Raw genomic sequence first — 18,509 nt, forward strand, 5'->3', positions numbered from 1 at the left:
TGTCGGAGTACCGGATTATCGCCGGGAGAGCAGGGGAGTTGCCTTGCCCGCCCCCTCCGGCGCGTGCGTTCCGCAACCGTCCCGGTATGGTGCGCGCCATGTCCCCGCGCCTGCCCACCCAGTTCGCCGACCTGCTCACCCCCAAGGGCCGCCGCATTCTCGAAGGCCGAGACTCCGAGACCTGCGGCGCGCTGCTGGACCCCACGCGTCCCTTCATCGCGCTGCAGGGCGTCATCGACGTGAAGAAGGCGGCGGAGGCGCGAGACATCCTGGATGCCGCGCTGCGCGACACGCTCGTCACCATGGAGGACCCCATCCCGGAGGACTCCATCTCCGGCATGGTGGAGAACTACACGGAGGCGCTGCCCAAGACGGTGCGCGTGCGCACGGCGCTCCTGGAGAGCCGGCGCTCGCGCTCGTGGCGCGCGGCGGAAAGCGTGGGGCTCACGGCGCTCCTGCGCTCGGACACGTTCGCGGCCTTCGCGGCCACGGTGAGCGGCCGGCCGCTCAAGCGGGGCTGGGGCATCCAGGTGCTCTGCTACGGCCCGGGGGACTACACGGGCCCGCACAACGACCACCACCCGGAGGAGGCGGACGCGCGCGACGGCTACGTGGACATGCACGTGAGCCTCACGCAGCCCGCCGTGGACCACCAGTACCTCGTGTACGCGAAGGACGGGCACTTCTCCGAGCTGACGAAGGTCAGCACCGTGGGCGGCGTCACCGTGTACCGGCTGCCCTTCTGGCACTACACGACGCCGCTGGCCGCGAAGCCGGGCAAGGAGGACGCGGCGCGCCGGTGGGTGCTCCTGGGGACGTTCCTGGACGCGGCGCCCGGGACGCGCCCCTCCTCCACCGTCCTGCCGGCGGGCGCCCCTCCGCCTGTCCGGGCGGTGACAGTCGGACGTGGCAGCGGGGCCGGACGGCGTTAGCGTGCCGGGCCCATGAGCCCGACCGACATCGACACGCAGGCCAACGACCTCCTCCAGTACATCGACGCGTCGCCCACGCCGTACCACGCCGTGCGCGAGACGGCCCGCCGCCTCACCGCCGCGGGCTTCCGCGAGCTGGACGAGCGCGAGTCCTGGTCGCTGAAGCCCGGCGACAAGGTCTTCGTCATCCGCGGCGACACCAGCATCGCCGCCTTCCAGCTGGGCACGAAGCCCGTGGACACCACCGGCTTCCGGCTGGTGGGCTCGCACACGGATTCCCCCAACCTGCGCCTCAAGCCCAACGCGCCCGTCAACCGCCACGGCTACCAGCAGCTGGGCGTGGAAATCTACGGCGGGGTGCTCCTGCACACGTGGACGGACCGCGACCTGTCGCTCGCGGGCCGCGTGGTGACGCTGCACAACGGCCGCCCCCAGCACCACCTGGTGGACTTCCGCCGGCCGCTCTTGCGCGTGCCCAACCTGGCCATCCACCTCAACCGGGGCGTCAACACGGACGGGCTGAAGTTGAACCCGCAGGAGCACATGGTCCCCGTGCTGGGCCTGGAGAGCGCGGGCCCCGCGGAGCTGAAGGCGCTGCTCGTGGAGGAGCTGGGCCGCTCTGGCGTGAAGGCCGCCACGGACGACCTGCTGGGCTACGACCTGTGCCTCTATGACTTGCAGCCGTCCACGCGCTCCGGCCTGCACGGGGAGTTCCTCCACGCGCCCCGCCTGGACAACCTGGCCAGCTGCCACACCGGCCTCACCGCGCTGCTCAAGGACACCGGCCCCCGCGAGGCCACGGTGGGCGTGGTGCTCTATGACCACGAGGAGTGCGGCAGCCGCAGCGCGCAGGGCGCCGCGTCGCCGTTCCTGAAGGACCTGCTGGAGCGCATCGTCCAGGCGCACTCGGATGGGCGCGCGGACGCGTTCCACCGCGCCATCCGCCGCTCGTTCCTGGTGAGCGCGGACATGGCGCACGCGGTGCACCCCAACTACTCGTCCATGCACGAGCCCAGGCACCAGCCGCAGCTGGGCGGCGGCCCGGTCATCAAGACCAACGTCAACCAGTCCTACGCGACGGACGGCGAGTCGTGGGCGCACTTCGCGGCGCTGTGCAAGGAGGCCGGCGTCACGCCGCAGCACTTCGTCACGCGCACGGACCTGGGCTGCGGCAGCACCATTGGCCCCATCACCGCGGGCCAGCTGGGCATCCGCACGGTGGACGTGGGCAACCCCATGCTGTCCATGCACTCCATCCGCGAGCTGGCCGCCGCGTCCGACGTGGCCCGCATGGTGGCGGTGCTGTCGCGCTTCTTCGCGTAAGGCGGCAAAAGGAAGAGGCGGGCCCGGTGATGACCGGACCCGCCTCGGGTGTTTCAGGCGCCGTTCAGCGTGAGGGCTAGTTCACGCCCACCGCGGTCCAGGCGTCCTTCACCTTCTGCACCTGGACGGAGTCCGCGCCGTGCAGGTCCGTGGCGGCCTTGATGGTGGCCTCACGCGCCTGGGCGAACGTCGTCTTCGGCGTCATGTACGTGGTGAGGGCGCGGCCGAAGATCTTCAGGCCGTCCTCCATCCCGATGCCGCCCTTCACTTCCAGGCCGGAGGTGCGGTTCTTGCCACCCTCCACGAGCAGGTAGAAGGCGTTGTTGGCGATACCGCTGGAGCCGTGCACCTCCGTCTGCTTCGGGTAGTTCTTGTAGTTGTCGACCGAGTAGCCGTCCTTGGTCGGGTCGTTCATGTAGCGCAGGCCGTCCTCGTTGGTGCCGTTGTTCGGCGTCCAGGCGGCCTCGCCCACGGTCCAGTTCCACTTGGCCTCGGGGTTGTTCTTCGCGGCGTACCACTCCACGCCCGTGCCCATGATGTCGGAGAAGGCCTCGTTCAGGCCGCCGGACTCGCCGCTGTAGATGAGGCCCGCGGTGCGCTCGGTGAGGCCGTGGGTGATCTCGTGGCCCGCGATGTCCAGCGTGGTGAGCGGGCCGGACTGCTTCCCGTCGCCGTCGCCGTAGCTCATCTTCTCGCCGTCCCAGAACGCGTTCACGTAGTTGTTGCGCACGTGCACGTAGCTGGTGAGCTTCTCACCCGCGCCGTCGATGGAGTCGCGGCCCAGGATGTTCTTGTAGAAGTCGTAGGTCGTCGCCGCGCCGTAGTGCGCGTCCACGGCGGCCTTGGCGCGCGCCGGGTCGGTGGCCTCGCCCCACTTGTCGTTGTCGTCGGTGATCTTCGTCTGGCCGGACGCGGTGGTCTTGTTGTTCGCGTCGTAGGTCACCACGCCCTTGCCGCGCGTCGAGTCCTCCAGCGAGTACGTGCCGTCCGCTTCCTTCTTGGTCTTCAGGTCCACGTGGCCGCTGTACATGGACAGGTCGTCCGCGGTGCCCGTGGGCGGGTTCTGCGGATCCGTCGGCGGAGGCGTGGTCTCCTTCGCGGTGATGTTCAGGCTCCAGTTGTTCAGGGTGCCCGTGTCACGCGCGGCCTTGTCCTCGACGGTGACGGTCCACTCGCCCTTGGCGCTCTCGCCCTTGAAGGCCTCGGAGAGGTCGAACGAGCCCGAGATGTCGTCCTTGGAGCCGCCCTTGCGGTCCTGCACCACGGCGGACTTGCCGGAGGGGCTGGTGACCGTGACCTTCAGGTCGCCGCTCCAGGTGTGCTTGATGTTCAGGTCGACGGACAGCTTGTCCACCGTCACGCCGTCCGGGATGTTGATCTTCGACTGGACCTGGCCCTTGTCCGGGATGGCGACGTTCGGGCTGGCGGTGCCGTTGACCTGCAGCGCGGCGGCGGCCTTCTTCGTCCAGCCGCCAATCTTGTTGTAGCTCTCCAGCACCGCGCCGGTGTTGGCGTCGATGATGTAGTTCTGCTTCTTGGGCTTCTCCTGGCCGGCGATCTGCGTCACTTCCACCTGGTAGGCGGCGCGGTACTTGCCGTCCGCGTCCTGGTAGACGACGCGCTCGGAAGAGGGCTGCTTGTCGGCCTTGCCGCCCAGCTCCTTCTTCGCGATGTCGATGGCCTGCTGCGGCGCCAGCTTGACCTTCTGGTTGCCCAGGCCCGCCGGGATGGGGTTCTGCTCACCGGTGACGCTGGACACCTTGCCGTCCGCGCCCAGGTGGCTGATGACCTGCTCGCCGAAGACCTTCACGCCCTCGTGCATGCGGTCCAGGCGCACGTGCGTCATGCCCAGCTCGTCGCGCTCCACGCTCCTGGGGGCCAGCGTCGGGCCGGCCTTGTTCGCGGCCAGCAGGTTCGACGCGGTCAGCGGCGGGGTCAGGGCCTTCAGGGACGTCTGGATTGCCTGCTGGGCCTCCTTGCTGTCCAGGGGGAGGCGGCCCACCGGAGCGGAGCTGGCCCCCGTGGAGGAAGCCTGGGTCGTCGCCGCGGCGGCGGCCGTGGGCTGCGCACCGGCGGCGGCGCCGGTGCGGGAGACTTCGAAGCCATCCTTCACGCGAAGGACGTTCTTGGCCTTCGCCGGCGCGGAGGTGTCGGTGGTGGGACGGAGAGAAACGGGCGTCGAACCTTCGGTGCGGCGAATGGTCATTGAACACTCACGCTGCAAGGGGGATGAACAATTCTCGCACGACCGATTCAGAGAGTTTCCGATGGGTTGAAGAAGTTAACGCGCCATCCCAGAATTCAGGGGATTACGCTGGTGGACTTCCTGTGAATCCAACGGTTGACACGGAAAATTTGCTTTCAGTAGGGGTCAGCTGTGACCCGAATTCCTGAAAGACCCGACGCAGGGAGTCATGGATCAGCGCGCGGGGAGACAGGAAATGCGTTGAAAATCGTCAGAAAAGTCCACTGGGGCGGCAGCCGGGCAGGCAGGCCGGCCGCACGGAGGCTGATACACTGCGACGCGGTTTCCCGGCCGGGATGGTGCGGGGGCTGGACCCTGGGGGGGTTGAAACATGGAGCTGTCGATTCATCCGGAGATGCAGGAGGCGCGCGCGCTTCCGCTGCTGCCGGTGTGCGTGCCGCGCCGCAACTTCGAAGGCCTGTTCCAGCACGCGCTGCGGCCGTCGGGCCCGTTCGCGCAGGCGCTGCGTGACGTGGGCTACGACCCGGACGCGGTGGAGGAGGTGCTCCCGCTGGAGGTCTGGCGCGCGTCGCTGGCGGTGGCGCGGCGGCATGCGTGCCCGGGGCTCCCCAGCGAGGACGCCAACCGCGTGCTGGGCACGCACTACGTGGAGGGCTTCGCGCAGACGCTGGTGGGGCGCATCTTCGCCGCGGCGATGCCGCTGCTGGGCGCGGAGCGGTGCCTGGCGCGGCTGCCCACGTACCTGCGCGCGGGCCGCGAGGACATGAAGCTGATGCTGGAGCCGGTGCGCGCCAGGGAGTGGCGTGCGCGCGTGGTGGACGCGGATCCGCTGCCGGACTTCGTGGCGGGCGTGATGGAGCAGGTGCTGCGCCGCACCCGGGTGCTGCCGCGCGTGGACGTGCTGGAGCGCGCCGAGCACACCTATTCGCTGCGGATCCGCTGGGACGAGGGCTAGTCCTCGTCCCGGATGAGGTCCGCCGAGGCTGCATGCCGACCCGATGGGAGGGTCGACATGCAGGAGCCCGTCTCTTCTGCGCGGTGGAGCCTCGGACAGGGCGTCACTTCGTCAAGGCACACGCTGCCGCAAGGCCGCTGATTTCGCGGAAGCGCCGCGGGACCTGGCGCGCCGCTACCCCAACGCCATCCACACGCGCTTCCCGCTGACGCGTCGCTTCGACTGCGCGGAGGCGGTCTGCTGCTTCGAGGAGCGCTCCGAGGTCGACCCGGAGTCACGCGGAGTGCCGATGGGGGCGGCCGGGACTCCACGAGCGTTCGGAGGCATGATGGTGGGCGCTGTCGAGGGGTGCCCGGGTCCTCGCGGGTGACGCACGAGCACCCTGAACCCGGGTCGTCGCAGGGGGAGCGCGGGAATGTCGGAGTCGGTCGAGCTGAGGTGCCTCCGGTGTGGTGCGCCGGATGCGGGGAACGTGGCGCGCTGTGTGTGCGGCGCCAGCCTCCGGGTCGATGTGGTGTTGCGGGATGCGGTGGCTGACGAGCGGACGCGCTTCGAACTGGCGCGGGCCATCTCGCTGCTGGGCCCACCCGCGCCCTCGTTCTCCGAGGCGCGGAGCCTGCTCGCGACGTCAGGGGCCCCCCTGGCCCGTGGCGTCTTTCGCGCCTTCGCGGAGAAACTCCTGAAAATGCTGCGCGCCCAGGGCGCCCGCGCGGACTTGCGGCCCTTCGTGGAGGCGGTGGTGCCCGTCCAGGAGCCCCCTCGTCGAAGCTCGAGGGGGCTCGTGGGCCTCTGCATCCTGTTCGGATTGCTGGGCGGCATCTGGGTGGCCCGTTCTCCGCGCTTCGCTGGCACCCGCTCGAATGTCATGGCCCTCGTGGCGGGTGAAGCCCTTCCGGGCGAGGCTGCTCCCGTGCCGCCGGCCCTCTCCACCGCGGAGATTTCACGCCGCGCCGGCCCGAGCACGTTGACCCTGCGATGTGGGAGCAAGGTGGGCTCCGGCTTCTTCGTGGACTCGGAGCTGGTGCTGACCAACGAGCACGTGGTGTGTCCGGCGGGCAAGCTCATGACGGCGGTGCTCGCGGACGGGCGGGAGTTGCTCGGCGAGACGGTCGCCAGTGACGTGGATCTGGACCTCGCCACTGTCCGTGTCGTGGGCGCGAAGGCGGCGCCACTGCCACTGGGTGACGTCACGCGCCTGGAGCCCGGAGACCCGCTGGTCTTCATTGGCAGTCCCAAGGGCCTGGACTTCACCGTGCACGAGGGGAAGGTGGGCTTCGTGGGCCGGCAGTATCTGGGCACTGGCTATGTGCAATTCAATGCCTCGGTGAATCCGGGCAACAGTGGCGGACCGCTGTTGAATGGACGCGGCGAGGTGGTGGGCGTCGTCTCGATGAAAATCGAGAACGCGGATGGGCTGGGGCTGGCGCTGCCCATCGCCTACGCGAGCAAGCTCGTCTCCGTGCCCACCACGCCCGAGTCCACGGAGCGCTGGAAGCAGTTGCTCGAGCGCGTGGCGCGTGACGAGGAGCGCGAGGTGAAGCGCTTCCAGGTGGACACCGAGCAGCAGGTGCTCCTCTCGGTGCAGCGGGTCGACGGGCTGGGGCTCTTCGTGCTGGTGGTCGAGCGGTTCGACTCGCCACCCACGGCCGTGAAGCGCCGCATGGAGCTGGAGGCGGAGGGCAAGACGTGCACGCTGGACCTGGAGTTCGAGGACTGGCGGCCGCTGAGCCAGTCCCTGGCGGCGCAGGAGGACTCGAGGAGGCTGCGCTGGTTCCTCTCGCGAGGCCTCACCCGAGGCATCCACATCGGCGGGGCGCGGCTGCCCGTCGAGACCTGCTCGTTGCCGGAAGCCGGCACCGCCTGGCTGAAGTCAGGGCAGGGGAGTGGTGAGAACCAGGAGCGCATCGAGGTGTCGCTCAAGGACGTGCGGGAGGCCCGTGAGACGTGGAGCCGGAACCCCACGGGCATCAAGCGCTGGGAGCGGGAGCGCTTCAAGCAGCGGCTGGCGGGGACCCGCTCACGAGAGGAGGAGGAGCGGTGGCGCTCGTCCTTCGGCAAGGCCCGTGCGCGTGTCACCCGCATCGAGGAGGAGCGCGCGCGGCTGCGCAAGGACGAGTCCTCCGGCAAGCCGGTGGCGAAGCGCCAGCAAGAGGTGGAGGAGGAGCTGAAGCTGGCGAGCCAGCAACTCGCCGAGCTGGAGCGCTACGCCGCGGAGAAGAACGTTCCCCTGGAATGGCGGCGGTAGGCCCTGTGGCTTTTGTCAGGTCGCGACCCTAGTTGAGATACGACTTCGGCGGGGGGCGCTTGCTGGCGGAGGCGGAGGGGGCCGGCCGGGACTGGCGCCACCGGCCGATGACGTCCATCAGCCCGTCGAACGTGTCGCGCAGGGCCCAGGCGCGGTCCTCCACGTCCTTCAGGCCTTCACAGCGCAGGAGGCCGTCGCGCAGCGCGCGCTGGACGCCGGGGCAGTCGTCGCGCTCGTCGATGAGCTGTTCGGCGGTGTGCGCGTAGAGGCGGTAGCACCCCTCCACGTCGCCCCGGTTGTAGGCGGGGGCGCCCACGTTGATGGCCTGGCCCAGGAGCGCGGCCACGGACTCCACGGCGGGCGTCGCGCAACCCTCCAGGAGGCCCACGGGATGCTGCGGCACCTGGCGCACGCGGCTGGCGCGCTGCCGGGGCGCGTCCAGCGCGGACAGGGGGCGCGGCGGGCCGGGCGCCTTGAGCAGCGGCGAGATGTAGCGCACCGGGATGACCAGCCCCAGCGCGCGGCCGTTGGCGAGCGCCGCGGTGGCCAGCCCCACCACCTGCCCCCGCGCGTCCAGCACCGGTGACCCGGACGCGTCCTCCGGCAGCGTGCGGGACAGCTCCAGCAGGGTGAGCCATTCGCCCAGCACCTGCACCGCGCGGACCTCCAGGGCGCGCGTTTCGGGAGGCCGGTCCGCGTGGGCCTGGACCACGTGCAGCACTTCGCCTTCGGTGGGCAGCAGGGCCGGGCCCAGCGGCAGGGCGGGCACCAGGTCCGCGACGGACAGGCACAGGAGGGCCAGGTCGCGCCGCTCGTCCACGGCCGCCACCTGCACCACCGGGGAGCGCAGCCCGTCCGGCAGCACGGCGGTGATGGCGCGCGCGCTGGCCACCGCGTGGAGGCTGGTGACGACGTGGCCCTCGGAGGAGATGACGAAGCCCGTGGCGGTGTGGCCGCCCAGCTCCAGCAACACCAGGGAGGCACTCGCGCGCCGCAGGGCCTCTTCGGCGCGCTCGCGGCGCGCCTGGACGTCGTCGGACATGGCCACCCCCGTTCCGGCCGGCATTCCCATGGAACACCTGGGATGCTATCGGCCGTGGCAGGTTGTATCAGCCTGCCCGCCCCCCACCCAACCCACGGGCAGGGCGGTGTTGGCCGTCATGTTGTGATTGGCGCGCGAGTGTCCGGTCGTTAAACCTCCGGCCGGAATGCACAAGACCCACCTCGTCGGCGCCCGCACCCACAACCTCAAGGATTTGTCCGTCGATCTCTCCGAAGGAGAGTTCGTCTGCGTCACCGGCGTGTCCGGAGGCGGCAAATCGAGCCTCGCGCTGGACACGCTCTACGCGGAGGGCCAGCGGCGGTTCGTGGAGAGCTTCAGCCCGTATGCCCGGCAGTTCCTCGAGCGGCTGGAGCGGCCGCCCATGGACGCGCTGGAGCCGGTGGCGGCGGGCGTCGCGGTGGACCGGCGCGCGCCGGTGAAGAGCTCGCGCTCCACGGTGGCGACGCTGGCGGACGTGGAGCCGTACCTGTCCGCGCTCTTCACGCGCGAGGCGATGCCGGTGTGTCCGGACTGTGGCCTGGAGGCGGTGCGCACCGACGCGCGCGTGGCCGCGAAGGCCGCGCTGCGTGAGCACCCGGACGCGGCCGCCGTCTTCACCTGGCCCGTGCGCATCCCCGACACGGCGGCGTTCATCGACGCGCGCGCCCGCCTGCTGAAGGACGGCTACCACCGGCTGATGGTGCAGGGCGAGGTGAAGGAGCTGGAGACGCTCAAGCCGGGCGAGGCCACCGACCCCGCGGGCGTGGCGCAGGTGGTGGTGGACCGCGTGAAGCTGGCGGACGCGAACCTGTCCCGCGTCACGCAGGCCCTGGAGGACGCGTGGGCGCGCGCGGACGGAGAGGCGTTCCTCTTCCTGCCGGACACCGCGCCGAAGAAGCTGCGCCGGGGCCTGGTGTGCCCCAGGTGCGCGCGGGAGTTCGAGCTCGCGCGGCCGGGCCTGTTCAGCTACCAGAGCCCGGTGGGCGCGTGCGCGCCGTGCCGGGGCTTCGGGCGCACCATCGGCATCGACTGGGGGAAGGTGATCCCCAACCCGGGCCTGAGCCTGGCGCAGGGGGCCATCCGCCCGTGGTCCGGCCAGTCCACGACGTGGGAGCGCGACATGCTCCAGCGCTACTGCCGGCAGAAGGGCATCCCCTTCGACAAGCCGTGGGAGAAGCTCACTGAAGCCCAGCGCGAGGCGGTGCTCCAGGGCGAGGGCGACTACGACGGCGGCCGCGTCTACCCGGGCGTGCGCGCGTGGTTCCGGTGGATGGAGAGCCGCACGTACAAGATGCACGTGCGCGTGCTCCTGGCGCGCTATCGCGCGTACACGCTCTGCGAGGCCTGTCACGGCGCGCGCCTCAACGAGCAGGCCCGCGCGTGGCGCGTGGGCGGCCTGGACCTGCCGGGCTGGCACGGCCTGGAGCTGACGGACGCGCTGGCGCGGCTGGACGCGCTGAAGACGCTGACGGGGCAGGGCGATCTGGCCCGGCGCGAGCTGTCCGCGCGCCTGCGCTACCTGCAGCGCGTGGGCCTGGGCTACCTCACGCTGGACCGGCCCGCGCGCACGCTGTCCGGCGGCGAGGCGCAGCGCGTGTCGCTGACCGCGGCGCTGGGCACGTCGCTCACCGGCGCGCTCTTCGTCCTGGACGAGCCCACCGTGGGCCTGCACCCGGGGGACGTGCCGCCCCTGACGGAGGCCATCGCGGAGCTGGCGGACCGGGGCAACATCGCGCTGGTCATCGAGCATGATCCGCTGATCATCCGCTCCGCGCACCGCGTGCTGGAGCTGGGCCCGGGCGCCGGCCGCCACGGCGGCACGCTGTGCTTCGACGGCACCCCGGAGGCGCTGGCGAAGCGGCAGGACCTGCCCACGGGCCGGATGCTGTCCGGTGGCGCGGAGGCGCCGCGCACGCCGCGTACCCGCACGGGGGAGATCGTCATCCGCGAGGCGCGCGAGCACAACCTCAAGGACGTGTCCGTGCGCGTGCCGCTGGGCGTGCTGTGCGCCATCACCGGCCCCAGCGGCTCCGGCAAGAGCACCCTGATGGATGAGGTCCTCTACCGGCACCTGGCGCGCGGGCTGGGCGTGAAGGACGTGGAGGCCCCCGGCGACGTGGCGGCGGTGGAGGGCGGGGCGCAGGTGGAGGCCATCACCTTCGTGGATCAGTCCCCGCTGGGTCGCACGTCGCGCGGCAACGCGGCCACGTACACCAAGGCGTGGGACCGGCTGCGCGAGCGCTTCGCCTCGGAGCCGGACGCGGAGGCGCGGGGCCTGACGTCCGCGCACTTCTCCTTCAACGTGGACAAGGGCCGCTGCGAGGCCTGCTCCGGTGAAGGCTACGAGACGGTGGAGATGCAGTTCCTCGCGGACGTGGCCCTGTTGTGCGCGGTGTGCCGGGGCCGGCGCTTCAAGGAGGAGGTGCTCGCCGTCCGCCACCAGGGCTTCAGCGTGGCGCAGGTGCTGGAGATGACGGTGGACGAGGTGCTCCAGCACTTCGGCGACGATTCGGCACTGAAGCGCACGCTGGGGCCCGCGCAGCGGCTGGGCCTGGGCTACCTGCCCCTGGGCCAGCCCCTGTCCACGCTGTCCGGTGGTGAGGCGCAGCGGCTGAAGCTGGCGCGCGCGCTGGCCAGCGACGCCAAGGGCACGCTGTTCCTCATCGACGAGCCGAGCGCTGGCCTCCACGCGGAGGACGTGCGGCACGTGATGGCGTCCCTGCACGCGCTGGTGGACCGGGGTGCGAGCGTGCTCGTGGTGGACCACGACGTGTCGGTGATGAAGGGCTCGGATTGGATCATCGACCTGGGGCCCAAGGGCGGCCGGGACGGTGGCCGGCTGGTGGCGGAGGGCACGCCTTCCGACGTGGCGAAGGTGAAGGGCAGCGCCACCGCCGCCGCGCTCCGGGGCGAGGGCAAGCCGCTGGCGAAGGCGGTGAAGCTGCGCCGTCCGGGGAAGGAGGCGCCGCCCGCCATCGAGGTGGAGCACGCGCGCGAGCACAACCTCAAGGACGTGTCCTGCCGCATCCCGCTGGGGAAGATGACGGTGGTGACGGGGCCCAGCGGCTCCGGCAAGAGCTCGCTGGTGTTCGACGTCGTCTTCGCGGAAGGCCAGCGCCGCTTCCTGGAGACGCTGACGCCGTACGCCCGGCAGTTTTTGCCCACGCTGCCGCGCCCGGACGTGGAGCGCATCAGCAGCATCCCGCCCACCGTGGCGCTGGAGCAGCGCACGTCGCGCGCGGGGGCCACCAGCACCGTGGCCACCGTCACGGAGGTGGCCCACTACCTGCGGCTCATGTACGCGAAGATTGGCGAGCCGCACTGCCCGCATGACGACACGCCCATTGGCGCCACCACGCCGGCCGCGCTCTACGCGCAGGTGCTGGCGACGAAGGGCGACGGTCAGGTGCTGGCGCCCGCGGTGCGCGCTCGCAAGGGCACGTACCTGGACGTCTTCACCGCGGCGGCCCGCGCGGGCATCACCCAGGCCATCGTCGACGGGGAGCTGGCGTCCACGGACAACCCGCCGCGCCTGGCGAAGACGAAGGAACACGACATCGACCTCGTGATGTACGAGGGCAAGCTCGCGAAGCTGCCGCGCGAGCTGTTCGAGGCCTCGCTCAACTGGGGCAAGGGCGCGGTGAAGCTGCGCACGGGCAAGGCGGAGACGCTCCTGTCCAGCGAGCGCACCTGCCCGAAGTGCGGCACCGCCGTGCCGGAGCTCGACCCCCGCTGGTTCTCCTTCAACACGAAGCAGGGCCGCTGCGAGTCGTGCGAGGGCACCGGCGTGCAGGGCGGCGCTTCTGCGATGGCCGAGGGCGAGACGGCCCCGTGCCGCACGTGCTCGGGCACCCGCCTGTCTCCGGTGCCGCGCGCGGTGCGGCTGGAGGGCGCGCGCTACCATGAGGTCGTGCAGGCGTCGGTGACGGCCACGCTCGCGCGCGTGCGCTCGTGGAAGCTCAAGGGCGACCGGGCGTTGCTCGGCGAGACGGCGCGGCAGGAGATGCTGCGGCGGCTGGAGTTCCTGGAGCGCGTGGGCCTGGGCTACCTGTCCCTGGACCGCAACGCCGCCACGCTGTCCGGCGGCGAGATGCAGCGCCTGCGCCTGTCCGCGCAGTTGGGCGCCGGCCTCACCGGCGCGATGTACGTGCTGGATGAGCCCACCATCGGCCTGCACCCGCGCGACACGCACCGGCTGCTCGACAACCTGCGCGCGCTGGTGGAGACGGGCTCCACGGTGCTGGTGGTGGAGCACGACTCGGACACCATCCGCGCGGCGGATCACCTGCTGGACCTGGGGCCCACGGGCGGCCGGGGCGGCGGCCACATCCTGGCGGAGGGCACGCCGGACGTGGTGCTGGAGTCGGACTCGCCCACCGCGCAGGCGCTGCGGGCCGCGCAGGTGCGGCCTCCGTCCGGCCGGGGTGAGCCCAAGGCCTGGGTGGAGCTGAAGGGCGCTCGCGCGAACAACCTCCAGCGCGTGGACCTCAGGCTCCCGGTGGGACGGCTCAACGTCGTCTCCGGCGTGTCGGGCTCCGGCAAGAGCACGCTCATCCGCCAGGTGCTGTACCCGGCGCTGCGCGACAAGCTGGGGCTCGTCACGGCGAAGCCCGGCGCGTTCGACGCGCTCAAGGGCACGGAGTCCATCAAGCGGGTGTTGTCGGTGGACCAGTCGCCCATCGGGCGCACGCCGCGCTCCGTGCCGGCGACGTTCCTGGGCATCTGGGACGAGCTGCGCCGCGTGTTCGCGGCCACGCCCGAGGCGAAGATCCGCGGCTTCGGGCCCGCGCGCTTCTCCTTCAACACGGCGGCCGGTGGCCGCTGCAAGGTGTGCGAAGGGCAGGGCGCCATCTCCCATGAGATGTCCTTCCTGCCGGACGTCGTCACGCCGTGCGAGGCCTGCAACGGGGCGCGCTTCGACGCCGCCACGCTGGAGGTCCGCTACCACGGCCTCACCGTGGGCGACGTGCTGCGCCTGTCCGCGGACGAGGCCAAGGACGTCTTCCGCGCGCTGCCCAAGGTCGCCGCGCCGCTGGAGTGCCTCGCGGACCTGGGCGTGGGTTATCTGCAATTGGGCCAGGGCTCCAACACGCTGTCCGGCGGTGAAGCCCAGCGCCTCAAGCTGGCCGCGGAGCTGACGGCGACGTCACGCCACGAGCCCACGCTGTACGTGCTGGACGAGCCCACCACGGGCCTGCACCTGGGCGACGTGGAGAAGCTGATCACCTTCATGGGCCGCCTGGTGGACCGGGGCGACACGCTGGTCGTCATCGAGCACCACCCGTCGGTCATCGCCGCGGGAGACCATGTCGTGGAGCTGGGGCCGGAGGGCGGCGAGGGTGGTGGCCGCATCGTGGGCGAAGGCACGCCTCGCGAGGTGGCGAAGCTCAAGACGCCCACGGGCCGGGTGCTCAAGTCGCTTTTTTCCGCTGAAGAACCCCGGAGCTCGCGCCGCCTCACGGGGACGGTGAAAGGGTGAGCCCAATCCGGCATCCTGAGGGCTCCATGCGAACCTCCCTGCTGTGCACCGCCGTGGTGGTGCTCTCCCTCTCCACGGCGGCCTCCGCCGAGGACAAGAAGACCGAGAAGAAAGCCATGTCCTTCCACCAGCTCTCCGCCAACCGGCTCGACGGCAAGCCCGAGAAGCTGTCGGACTTCCAGGGCAAGGTCGCCCTCGTCGTGAACACCGCGTCCGAGTGCGGCTACACGCCGCAGTACAAGGGCCTCCAGGCGCTCTACGACGGCTACAAGGACAAGGGCGTCGTCGTCCTGGGCTTCCCGTCCAACGACTTCGGCGGACAGGAGCCGGGCACCTCCGAGCAGATCGCCAGGTTCTGCGAGCTGCGCTTCAAGGTCTCCTTCCCCATGTTCGAGAAGGTGAAGACGAAGGGCGAGGGCCAGTCCCCCGTCTACGCGTTCCTCGCCAAGGACCACGGCGAGCCCAAGTGGAACTTCCACAAGTACGTGGTGGGCAAGGACGGCCAGGTGAAGGCCGCGTTCCCCAGCAGCGTCACGCCTGACAGCCCGGAGCTGAAGGCCGCCATCGACAAGGCGCTCGCGGAGAAGTGACGGGCGTCGGACGTCCGACGTTGGCTCCGCCCCGGGGGACTGCTCGGCGGCGGGGTGGGGCGTGCGCAGCTTGGGGCCCGGCCCATGTCCCCGGTTCATTTCCCAGTCCGCGTCGTGACCGTGGTGCTGCTCGCGGCGCTGGGCGGCGGGTGCGCGTCGCTGAAGCCGCAGCGCTCGGAGCTGGCCACGCGCGTGGGGCACTCCGACCTGTCCGTGGCGGCGCTGCGCATCCAGGTGCGAGACCTGGCGCGGCGGTTCTCCGGCCTGCTGGAGGCCATGGCGGACGACGTGGCCGCGCGCTCCGGCTCACCCCAGGTGGCCGGGGCCATGCTGCGCTTCAAGGCCAACGCGGTGCCCGCCGTGCAGAGCTCGCTCTTCCAGCCGGACCCCGTGTCCGCCCTCATCGACACCTGGGCCCTGCTGGCTCAGCTCCGGGACGCGCTGCCGCACTATGCCGAGAACCCGTCGCCGGAGGTGGTGTCGCGAGCGGATGAGACGCTCGCGGACCTGGAGTCCCAGGTGGAGGACGTCTGGCGCGAGGTGACTGGCAGCGAGGACGTGTCGTCGGCGCGTGCGCGGGTCCACGCGTGGGCGGCGGAGCATCCGCTGACCGGGCCGCTCGTGACCCGCGAGTCCACCACGTCGCTGCTGTCCTCCGTGACGGACGTGTCCGGAGGGGGCCTGCGGTCCACGGCCGCCGGGCTCGCCGAGGACACGCGCGACCTCACCGCGCGCGTGGACCTCTACGCCACCAGCCTGCCCCGTCAGGCGCGCTGGCAGGCGGAGCTCGTCGCGACGGATGCCCTGCGCGCCCCCACCGTCCAGGCCGCGCTGGCGGAGCTGGGGCGCACGGTGGACCTGCTGGACCGGGTGGGCGCGGTGGCCGCGAACACCCCCGCGCTCATCGAACGCGAGCGCCGCGCGGCGCTGGACGCGTTGAACGCAGAGCGCCTGCGCCTCCAGGAGTTCGTCACCGGCGAGCGGCAGGCGGTGCTCGCGGACGTGGGACGCGAGCGGCAGGCGGTGGTGGACGCGCTGCACGCCGAGCGCGTGGCCACGCTCCAGCAACTGGACGGGCTGGCGCGCGGCTGGGTGGACCACGCGTTCGACCGGCTGGAGCCGCTGGTGGAGCGCGTGCTCCTCTGGCTCACGCTGCTGGGCGTGGGAGGGCTGCTGGGCGGCCTGTTGCTGACGCGGGCATTGCGGCGCGCGCGTTGAACAGCGCGCCTACTTCTTCTCCTCCAGCTTGGGCGGGAACTCCTTCAGCATCTTCTCCACGCCCTTGTTGACCTTGTCGCCGTTGGCCTGGGCGCTCGGGCTGTCGCCCAGGTTCGCCTGGGCCGTGCCGCGCCAGACGAGCTTCTTCTCCCGCGCGTCCACCACGTCGAGGATGAGCGTGCCCACGTCGTACTGGCGCACGTACGTCTGCGAGGGCCCGTAGTACGAACCCCAGAACGGATCCCACGGGTAGCCCCAGTAGCTGTCCACCGTCTCCGCGGACAGCCGCGTGTCGATGGCGCCCTGCCACCCGATGAGGAAGTCCGGGTTCTCGCTCGGGTCCACCTTCTGGTATCCGCGCGACTGGAGGTCCCGGTCCACCGCCCCCGTCACCTGGGCATCGGTGATGGCGTTGTTGATGCGCGTGTCCGTCGTCTGCTGGGAATGGGTCAGCCACGCATACGTGCGGAAGTCGTTGAGGCGCTGGACGGCGGCGGGGTCGTAGTTGGTATCGACATCGACGCCCGCGCAGGACGCGAGCCCCAGGCCCACGAGCAGGGGAAGGGCACGGGACAGCAGACGCATGGCAGCCTCCAGGAGGAAGGGCGCATCCCTCGGGGGCGGGACACGGTCACTGCCATGACGTTGGGTATGGCCCCCGGGGATGCTCCTCCCGAGCCCGCCTGTCCGCCTCCGACTTCCGGCGGGGGCGTGCTCAGTCGCCGCGCGGTCCCTTCAGTCCCTTGGCCTTCAGCCCCTTCATCCCTTCCGAGCGGGCCATGAGCACGGCCAGCCGCGCGCGCTTCTCCGGGGACAGGTCCTTGGCCAGAGCCTGATACAGCTCCCGGTCCAGCGCGGCGATCTGCGCCCGGGCGTCGAAAACCTTCTGCGCCGCCGCGTCCACCTGCGACAGGGCCGCGCTGTCCCCGCGCGATGCCAGGTGGAGGATGCGCGCCGAGTCCCGCACCTGCTCGCGCAGCGGGCGGCGCCGGTCCTCGAAGCGGCGCAGCGTCTCATCCATCTTCAGGGCCTGCGCGCTGTCCAGCTCCAGCGTGTCCGCCAGCTCCAGCACCTGACGCAGCCGGTGCCGCTGCTCGGCGCGGGCCATGCGCTCGGTGTCGCGCGCTCCCGGCTCCTTCGCCATGGGCTGCGCGAACGCCATCACCGGCAGGGTGAACGCGAGCGCCCAGGTCATCCGCTTCATCGTCTTCACAGTGTCTCTCCCAGGTCGAAGTCCCCATCCAGGTCGGCGTCGTCGCCATCCCACGACAGGTCCTCGTCCAAGCCGTACCCCGAGCCTTCGTCCTCCAGCGGATCCAACCCGGCCCACGCCTCGAAGGCGGCCAGCGTCTCCGCGTCCACGTCGTCGCGCGCGCTCGCGGACTGCACGGCGGCGGGCGTCGTCACCGGACGTGGCGCCTTGATGCGCTCCAGCGCGGACGGGCCCAGCATCAGCGCCACCACCGCCGCCACCGCCGCGAGCGAGCCCAGCGCCCGGCGGCCCATCCCCCGGCGCGTCTGCTCCCGCCGCCAGGCCGTCAGGGTCCGTGCGCCCAGGCCCTCCTGCGCGCGCACCTCCATGGGCGTCTGGGGCGGCAGCGCCACCAGGCCCAGGAGTTCGCGCGCGGAGGCCACCTCCGCCTGGCAGGCCGCGCAGGACTCCAGGTGGGCCTGGAAGCGCGCGGCCTCCTCGCCCTCCAGCGCCTCCGCGGCGTGGAGGCTCGCCTGCTCCTCGTATTCCACGCACGCACCCATCACCGCGTCTCCCCGGCCACGTCGGCCTTCAAGCGTTTCACCGCGAGGTGGAACTGCACCTTCGCGTTGTTCTCCGTGATGCCCAGCGTCTCCGCGATGTCCTTGAACGGCAGTCCGCCGTCCACTCGCAGCGTCAGCACCTCACGCTGACGGCGGGGCAGGGCGAGCACCGCCTGGCGCACCTTCTGGCCCTGCTGGGCGCGCTCCAGTGACGCGTCCGCGCCCTCGCCTGGATCCGCCGCCACGTCGTCCGTCACGGCCTCCACCAGCACCGGCCGCCATCGCAGTCCCTGGCGCGCGTGGTTCTTGGCCAGGTTGAGCGCCACGCGCACCAGCCACGAACGGAACGGCGTGGGCGTGGTGGGTGTGAAGCGCGCGAACACGCGCCGGGACGCCTCCAGGGCCCGGAGGAACGCCTGCTGCGTCAGGTCCGCCGCGTCCTCCGCGCTCACGGTGTAGCGGCGCATCAGGGAGAAGACGAGCCCCCGGTGCCGCTCGAAGAGCTGGGCGAACGCCGTCGCGTCCCCCGCGAGGAAGGCCCCGCACAGGGCCTCATCCGAGAGAGCGCTCACGGCCCCACCGGGCCGCACCAGTCCTAGGACCCGTCCGCTCACAGGGGCTCCAACCCTCCAGGGGACGAAAGGTTATTTTCCGGCCCGCATTTCGCCTTCGCATTTCGCCTCCAAGACGTGCGGAAGACGTCCGGAACCGGGCAGGCGGGCGGGCAGCGGGCCTCAGGCGGAGGCGGTGGGGTGGTTCTGGAG

The 18,509-nt window shown here is 71.3% G+C and carries 13 protein-coding genes; 7 read left to right on the forward strand and 6 right to left on the reverse strand.

Translation table 11 applies throughout. The features are described 5' to 3' along the window. The first annotated feature begins 98 nt into the window (after positions 1-98). Positions 99-932 carry a hypothetical protein gene (locus tag D7X55_RS17980; RefSeq protein WP_167510847.1) on the forward strand — a complete coding sequence of 278 codons (834 nt, stop codon included), beginning with the start codon at positions 99-101 and terminating at the stop codon, positions 930-932. 12 nt (positions 933-944) lie between these two features. Then, positions 945-2,255 carry a M18 family aminopeptidase gene (locus tag D7X55_RS17985; RefSeq protein ID WP_120548831.1) on the forward strand — a complete coding sequence of 437 codons (1,311 nt, stop codon included), beginning with the start codon at positions 945-947 and terminating at the stop codon, positions 2,253-2,255. A 76-nt stretch (positions 2,256-2,331) separates the two neighbouring features. Here the strand turns inward: D7X55_RS17985 and D7X55_RS17990 are convergent, their stop codons facing one another. Next, positions 2,332-4,461 (reverse strand): M4 family metallopeptidase, encoded by a 2,130-nt coding sequence (locus tag D7X55_RS17990; protein ID WP_121723713.1) that lies wholly within the window; start codon positions 4,459-4,461, stop codon positions 2,332-2,334. Positions 4,462-4,831: 370 nt separating this feature from the next. Between D7X55_RS17990 and D7X55_RS17995 the strand changes: the two genes are divergently transcribed. Together D7X55_RS17995 and D7X55_RS18000 are read left to right on the forward strand one after the other, a co-directional pair. Next, positions 4,832-5,416 (forward strand): DUF2378 family protein, encoded by a 585-nt coding sequence (locus D7X55_RS17995; protein ID WP_121723714.1) that lies wholly within the window; start codon positions 4,832-4,834, stop codon positions 5,414-5,416. A 529-nt stretch (positions 5,417-5,945) separates the two neighbouring features. Beyond that, positions 5,946-7,661, forward strand: a complete 1,716-nt coding sequence (locus D7X55_RS18000; RefSeq protein ID WP_158616224.1) for a S1C family serine protease — start codon at positions 5,946-5,948, stop codon at positions 7,659-7,661. Positions 7,662-7,689: 28 nt separating this feature from the next. Here D7X55_RS18000 and D7X55_RS18005 read toward each other — a convergent pair whose 3' ends face one another. Then, the gene (locus D7X55_RS18005) at positions 7,690-8,703 is read right to left on the reverse strand and encodes a serine protease (RefSeq protein ID WP_120548835.1); all 1,014 of its coding nucleotides are present in this window, start codon (positions 8,701-8,703) and stop codon (positions 7,690-7,692) included. A 166-nt stretch (positions 8,704-8,869) separates the two neighbouring features. Here D7X55_RS18005 and uvrA point away from each other — a divergent pair, with 166 nt between their 5' ends. The 3 genes from uvrA to D7X55_RS18020 all read left to right on the forward strand — a co-directional run bounded on the left by uvrA (position 8,870) and on the right by D7X55_RS18020 (position 15,990). Then, the gene (gene uvrA, locus D7X55_RS18010; RefSeq protein WP_121723715.1) at positions 8,870-14,182 is read left to right on the forward strand and encodes an excinuclease ABC subunit UvrA; all 5,313 of its coding nucleotides are present in this window, start codon (positions 8,870-8,872) and stop codon (positions 14,180-14,182) included. 26 nt (positions 14,183-14,208) lie between these two features. Continuing rightward, positions 14,209-14,772, forward strand: coding sequence for a glutathione peroxidase (locus tag D7X55_RS18015; protein WP_233609912.1), 564 nt, complete (start codon positions 14,209-14,211; stop codon positions 14,770-14,772). Between the two features lie 84 nt (positions 14,773-14,856). Beyond that, complete coding sequence (locus tag D7X55_RS18020) at positions 14,857-15,990, forward strand: chemotaxis protein (protein ID WP_121723716.1); 1,134 nt, start codon at positions 14,857-14,859, stop codon at positions 15,988-15,990. Between the two features lie 9 nt (positions 15,991-15,999). Here D7X55_RS18020 and D7X55_RS18025 read toward each other — a convergent pair whose 3' ends face one another. The 4 genes from D7X55_RS18025 to D7X55_RS18040 all read right to left on the reverse strand — a co-directional run bounded on the left by D7X55_RS18025 (position 16,000) and on the right by D7X55_RS18040 (position 18,317). Beyond that, positions 16,000-16,575 (reverse strand): DUF4136 domain-containing protein, encoded by a 576-nt coding sequence (locus tag D7X55_RS18025; RefSeq protein WP_120548838.1) that lies wholly within the window; start codon positions 16,573-16,575, stop codon positions 16,000-16,002. Between the two features lie 130 nt (positions 16,576-16,705). Beyond that, a complete protein-coding gene (locus D7X55_RS18030; protein ID WP_121723718.1) occupies positions 16,706-17,194 on the reverse strand; it encodes a hypothetical protein in 489 nt (162 codons plus the stop codon). Positions 17,195-17,199: 5 nt separating this feature from the next. After that, positions 17,200-17,745: a zf-HC2 domain-containing protein gene (locus D7X55_RS45515; protein ID WP_120548839.1), complete on the reverse strand. Its 546-nt coding sequence runs from the start codon at positions 17,743-17,745 to the stop codon at positions 17,200-17,202. Then, positions 17,745-18,317: an RNA polymerase sigma factor gene (locus D7X55_RS18040; RefSeq protein WP_121723719.1), complete on the reverse strand. Its 573-nt coding sequence runs from the start codon at positions 18,315-18,317 to the stop codon at positions 17,745-17,747. The genes D7X55_RS45515 and D7X55_RS18040 overlap by 1 nt, the downstream gene beginning before the upstream one ends. Positions 18,318-18,509: the final 192 nt, after the last annotated feature.

The sequence above is a fragment of the Corallococcus sp. AB049A genome, assembly GCF_003668885.1.
Taxonomy (GTDB): domain Bacteria; phylum Myxococcota; class Myxococcia; order Myxococcales; family Myxococcaceae; genus Corallococcus; species Corallococcus interemptor.

Coding starts and splice junctions, on each gene's coding strand:
- D7X55_RS18005 (WP_120548835.1), bottom strand. CDS start 8,703: ATGTCCGACGACGTCCAGGCGCGCCGCGAGCGCGCCGAAGAGGCCCTG.
- D7X55_RS17980 (WP_167510847.1), top strand. CDS start 99: ATGTCCCCGCGCCTGCCCACCCAGTTCGCCGACCTGCTCACCCCCAAG.
- uvrA (WP_121723715.1), top strand. CDS start 8,870: ATGCACAAGACCCACCTCGTCGGCGCCCGCACCCACAACCTCAAGGAT.
- D7X55_RS18030 (WP_121723718.1), bottom strand. CDS start 17,194: ATGAAGCGGATGACCTGGGCGCTCGCGTTCACCCTGCCGGTGATGGCG.
- D7X55_RS17990 (WP_121723713.1), bottom strand. CDS start 4,461: ATGACCATTCGCCGCACCGAAGGTTCGACGCCCGTTTCTCTCCGTCCC.
- D7X55_RS18020 (WP_121723716.1), top strand. CDS start 14,857: ATGTCCCCGGTTCATTTCCCAGTCCGCGTCGTGACCGTGGTGCTGCTC.
- D7X55_RS18015 (WP_233609912.1), top strand. CDS start 14,209: ATGCGAACCTCCCTGCTGTGCACCGCCGTGGTGGTGCTCTCCCTCTCC.
- D7X55_RS17995 (WP_121723714.1), top strand. CDS start 4,832: ATGGAGCTGTCGATTCATCCGGAGATGCAGGAGGCGCGCGCGCTTCCG.
- D7X55_RS17985 (WP_120548831.1), top strand. CDS start 945: ATGAGCCCGACCGACATCGACACGCAGGCCAACGACCTCCTCCAGTAC.
- D7X55_RS18025 (WP_120548838.1), bottom strand. CDS start 16,575: ATGCGTCTGCTGTCCCGTGCCCTTCCCCTGCTCGTGGGCCTGGGGCTC.
- D7X55_RS45515 (WP_120548839.1), bottom strand. CDS start 17,745: ATGGGTGCGTGCGTGGAATACGAGGAGCAGGCGAGCCTCCACGCCGCG.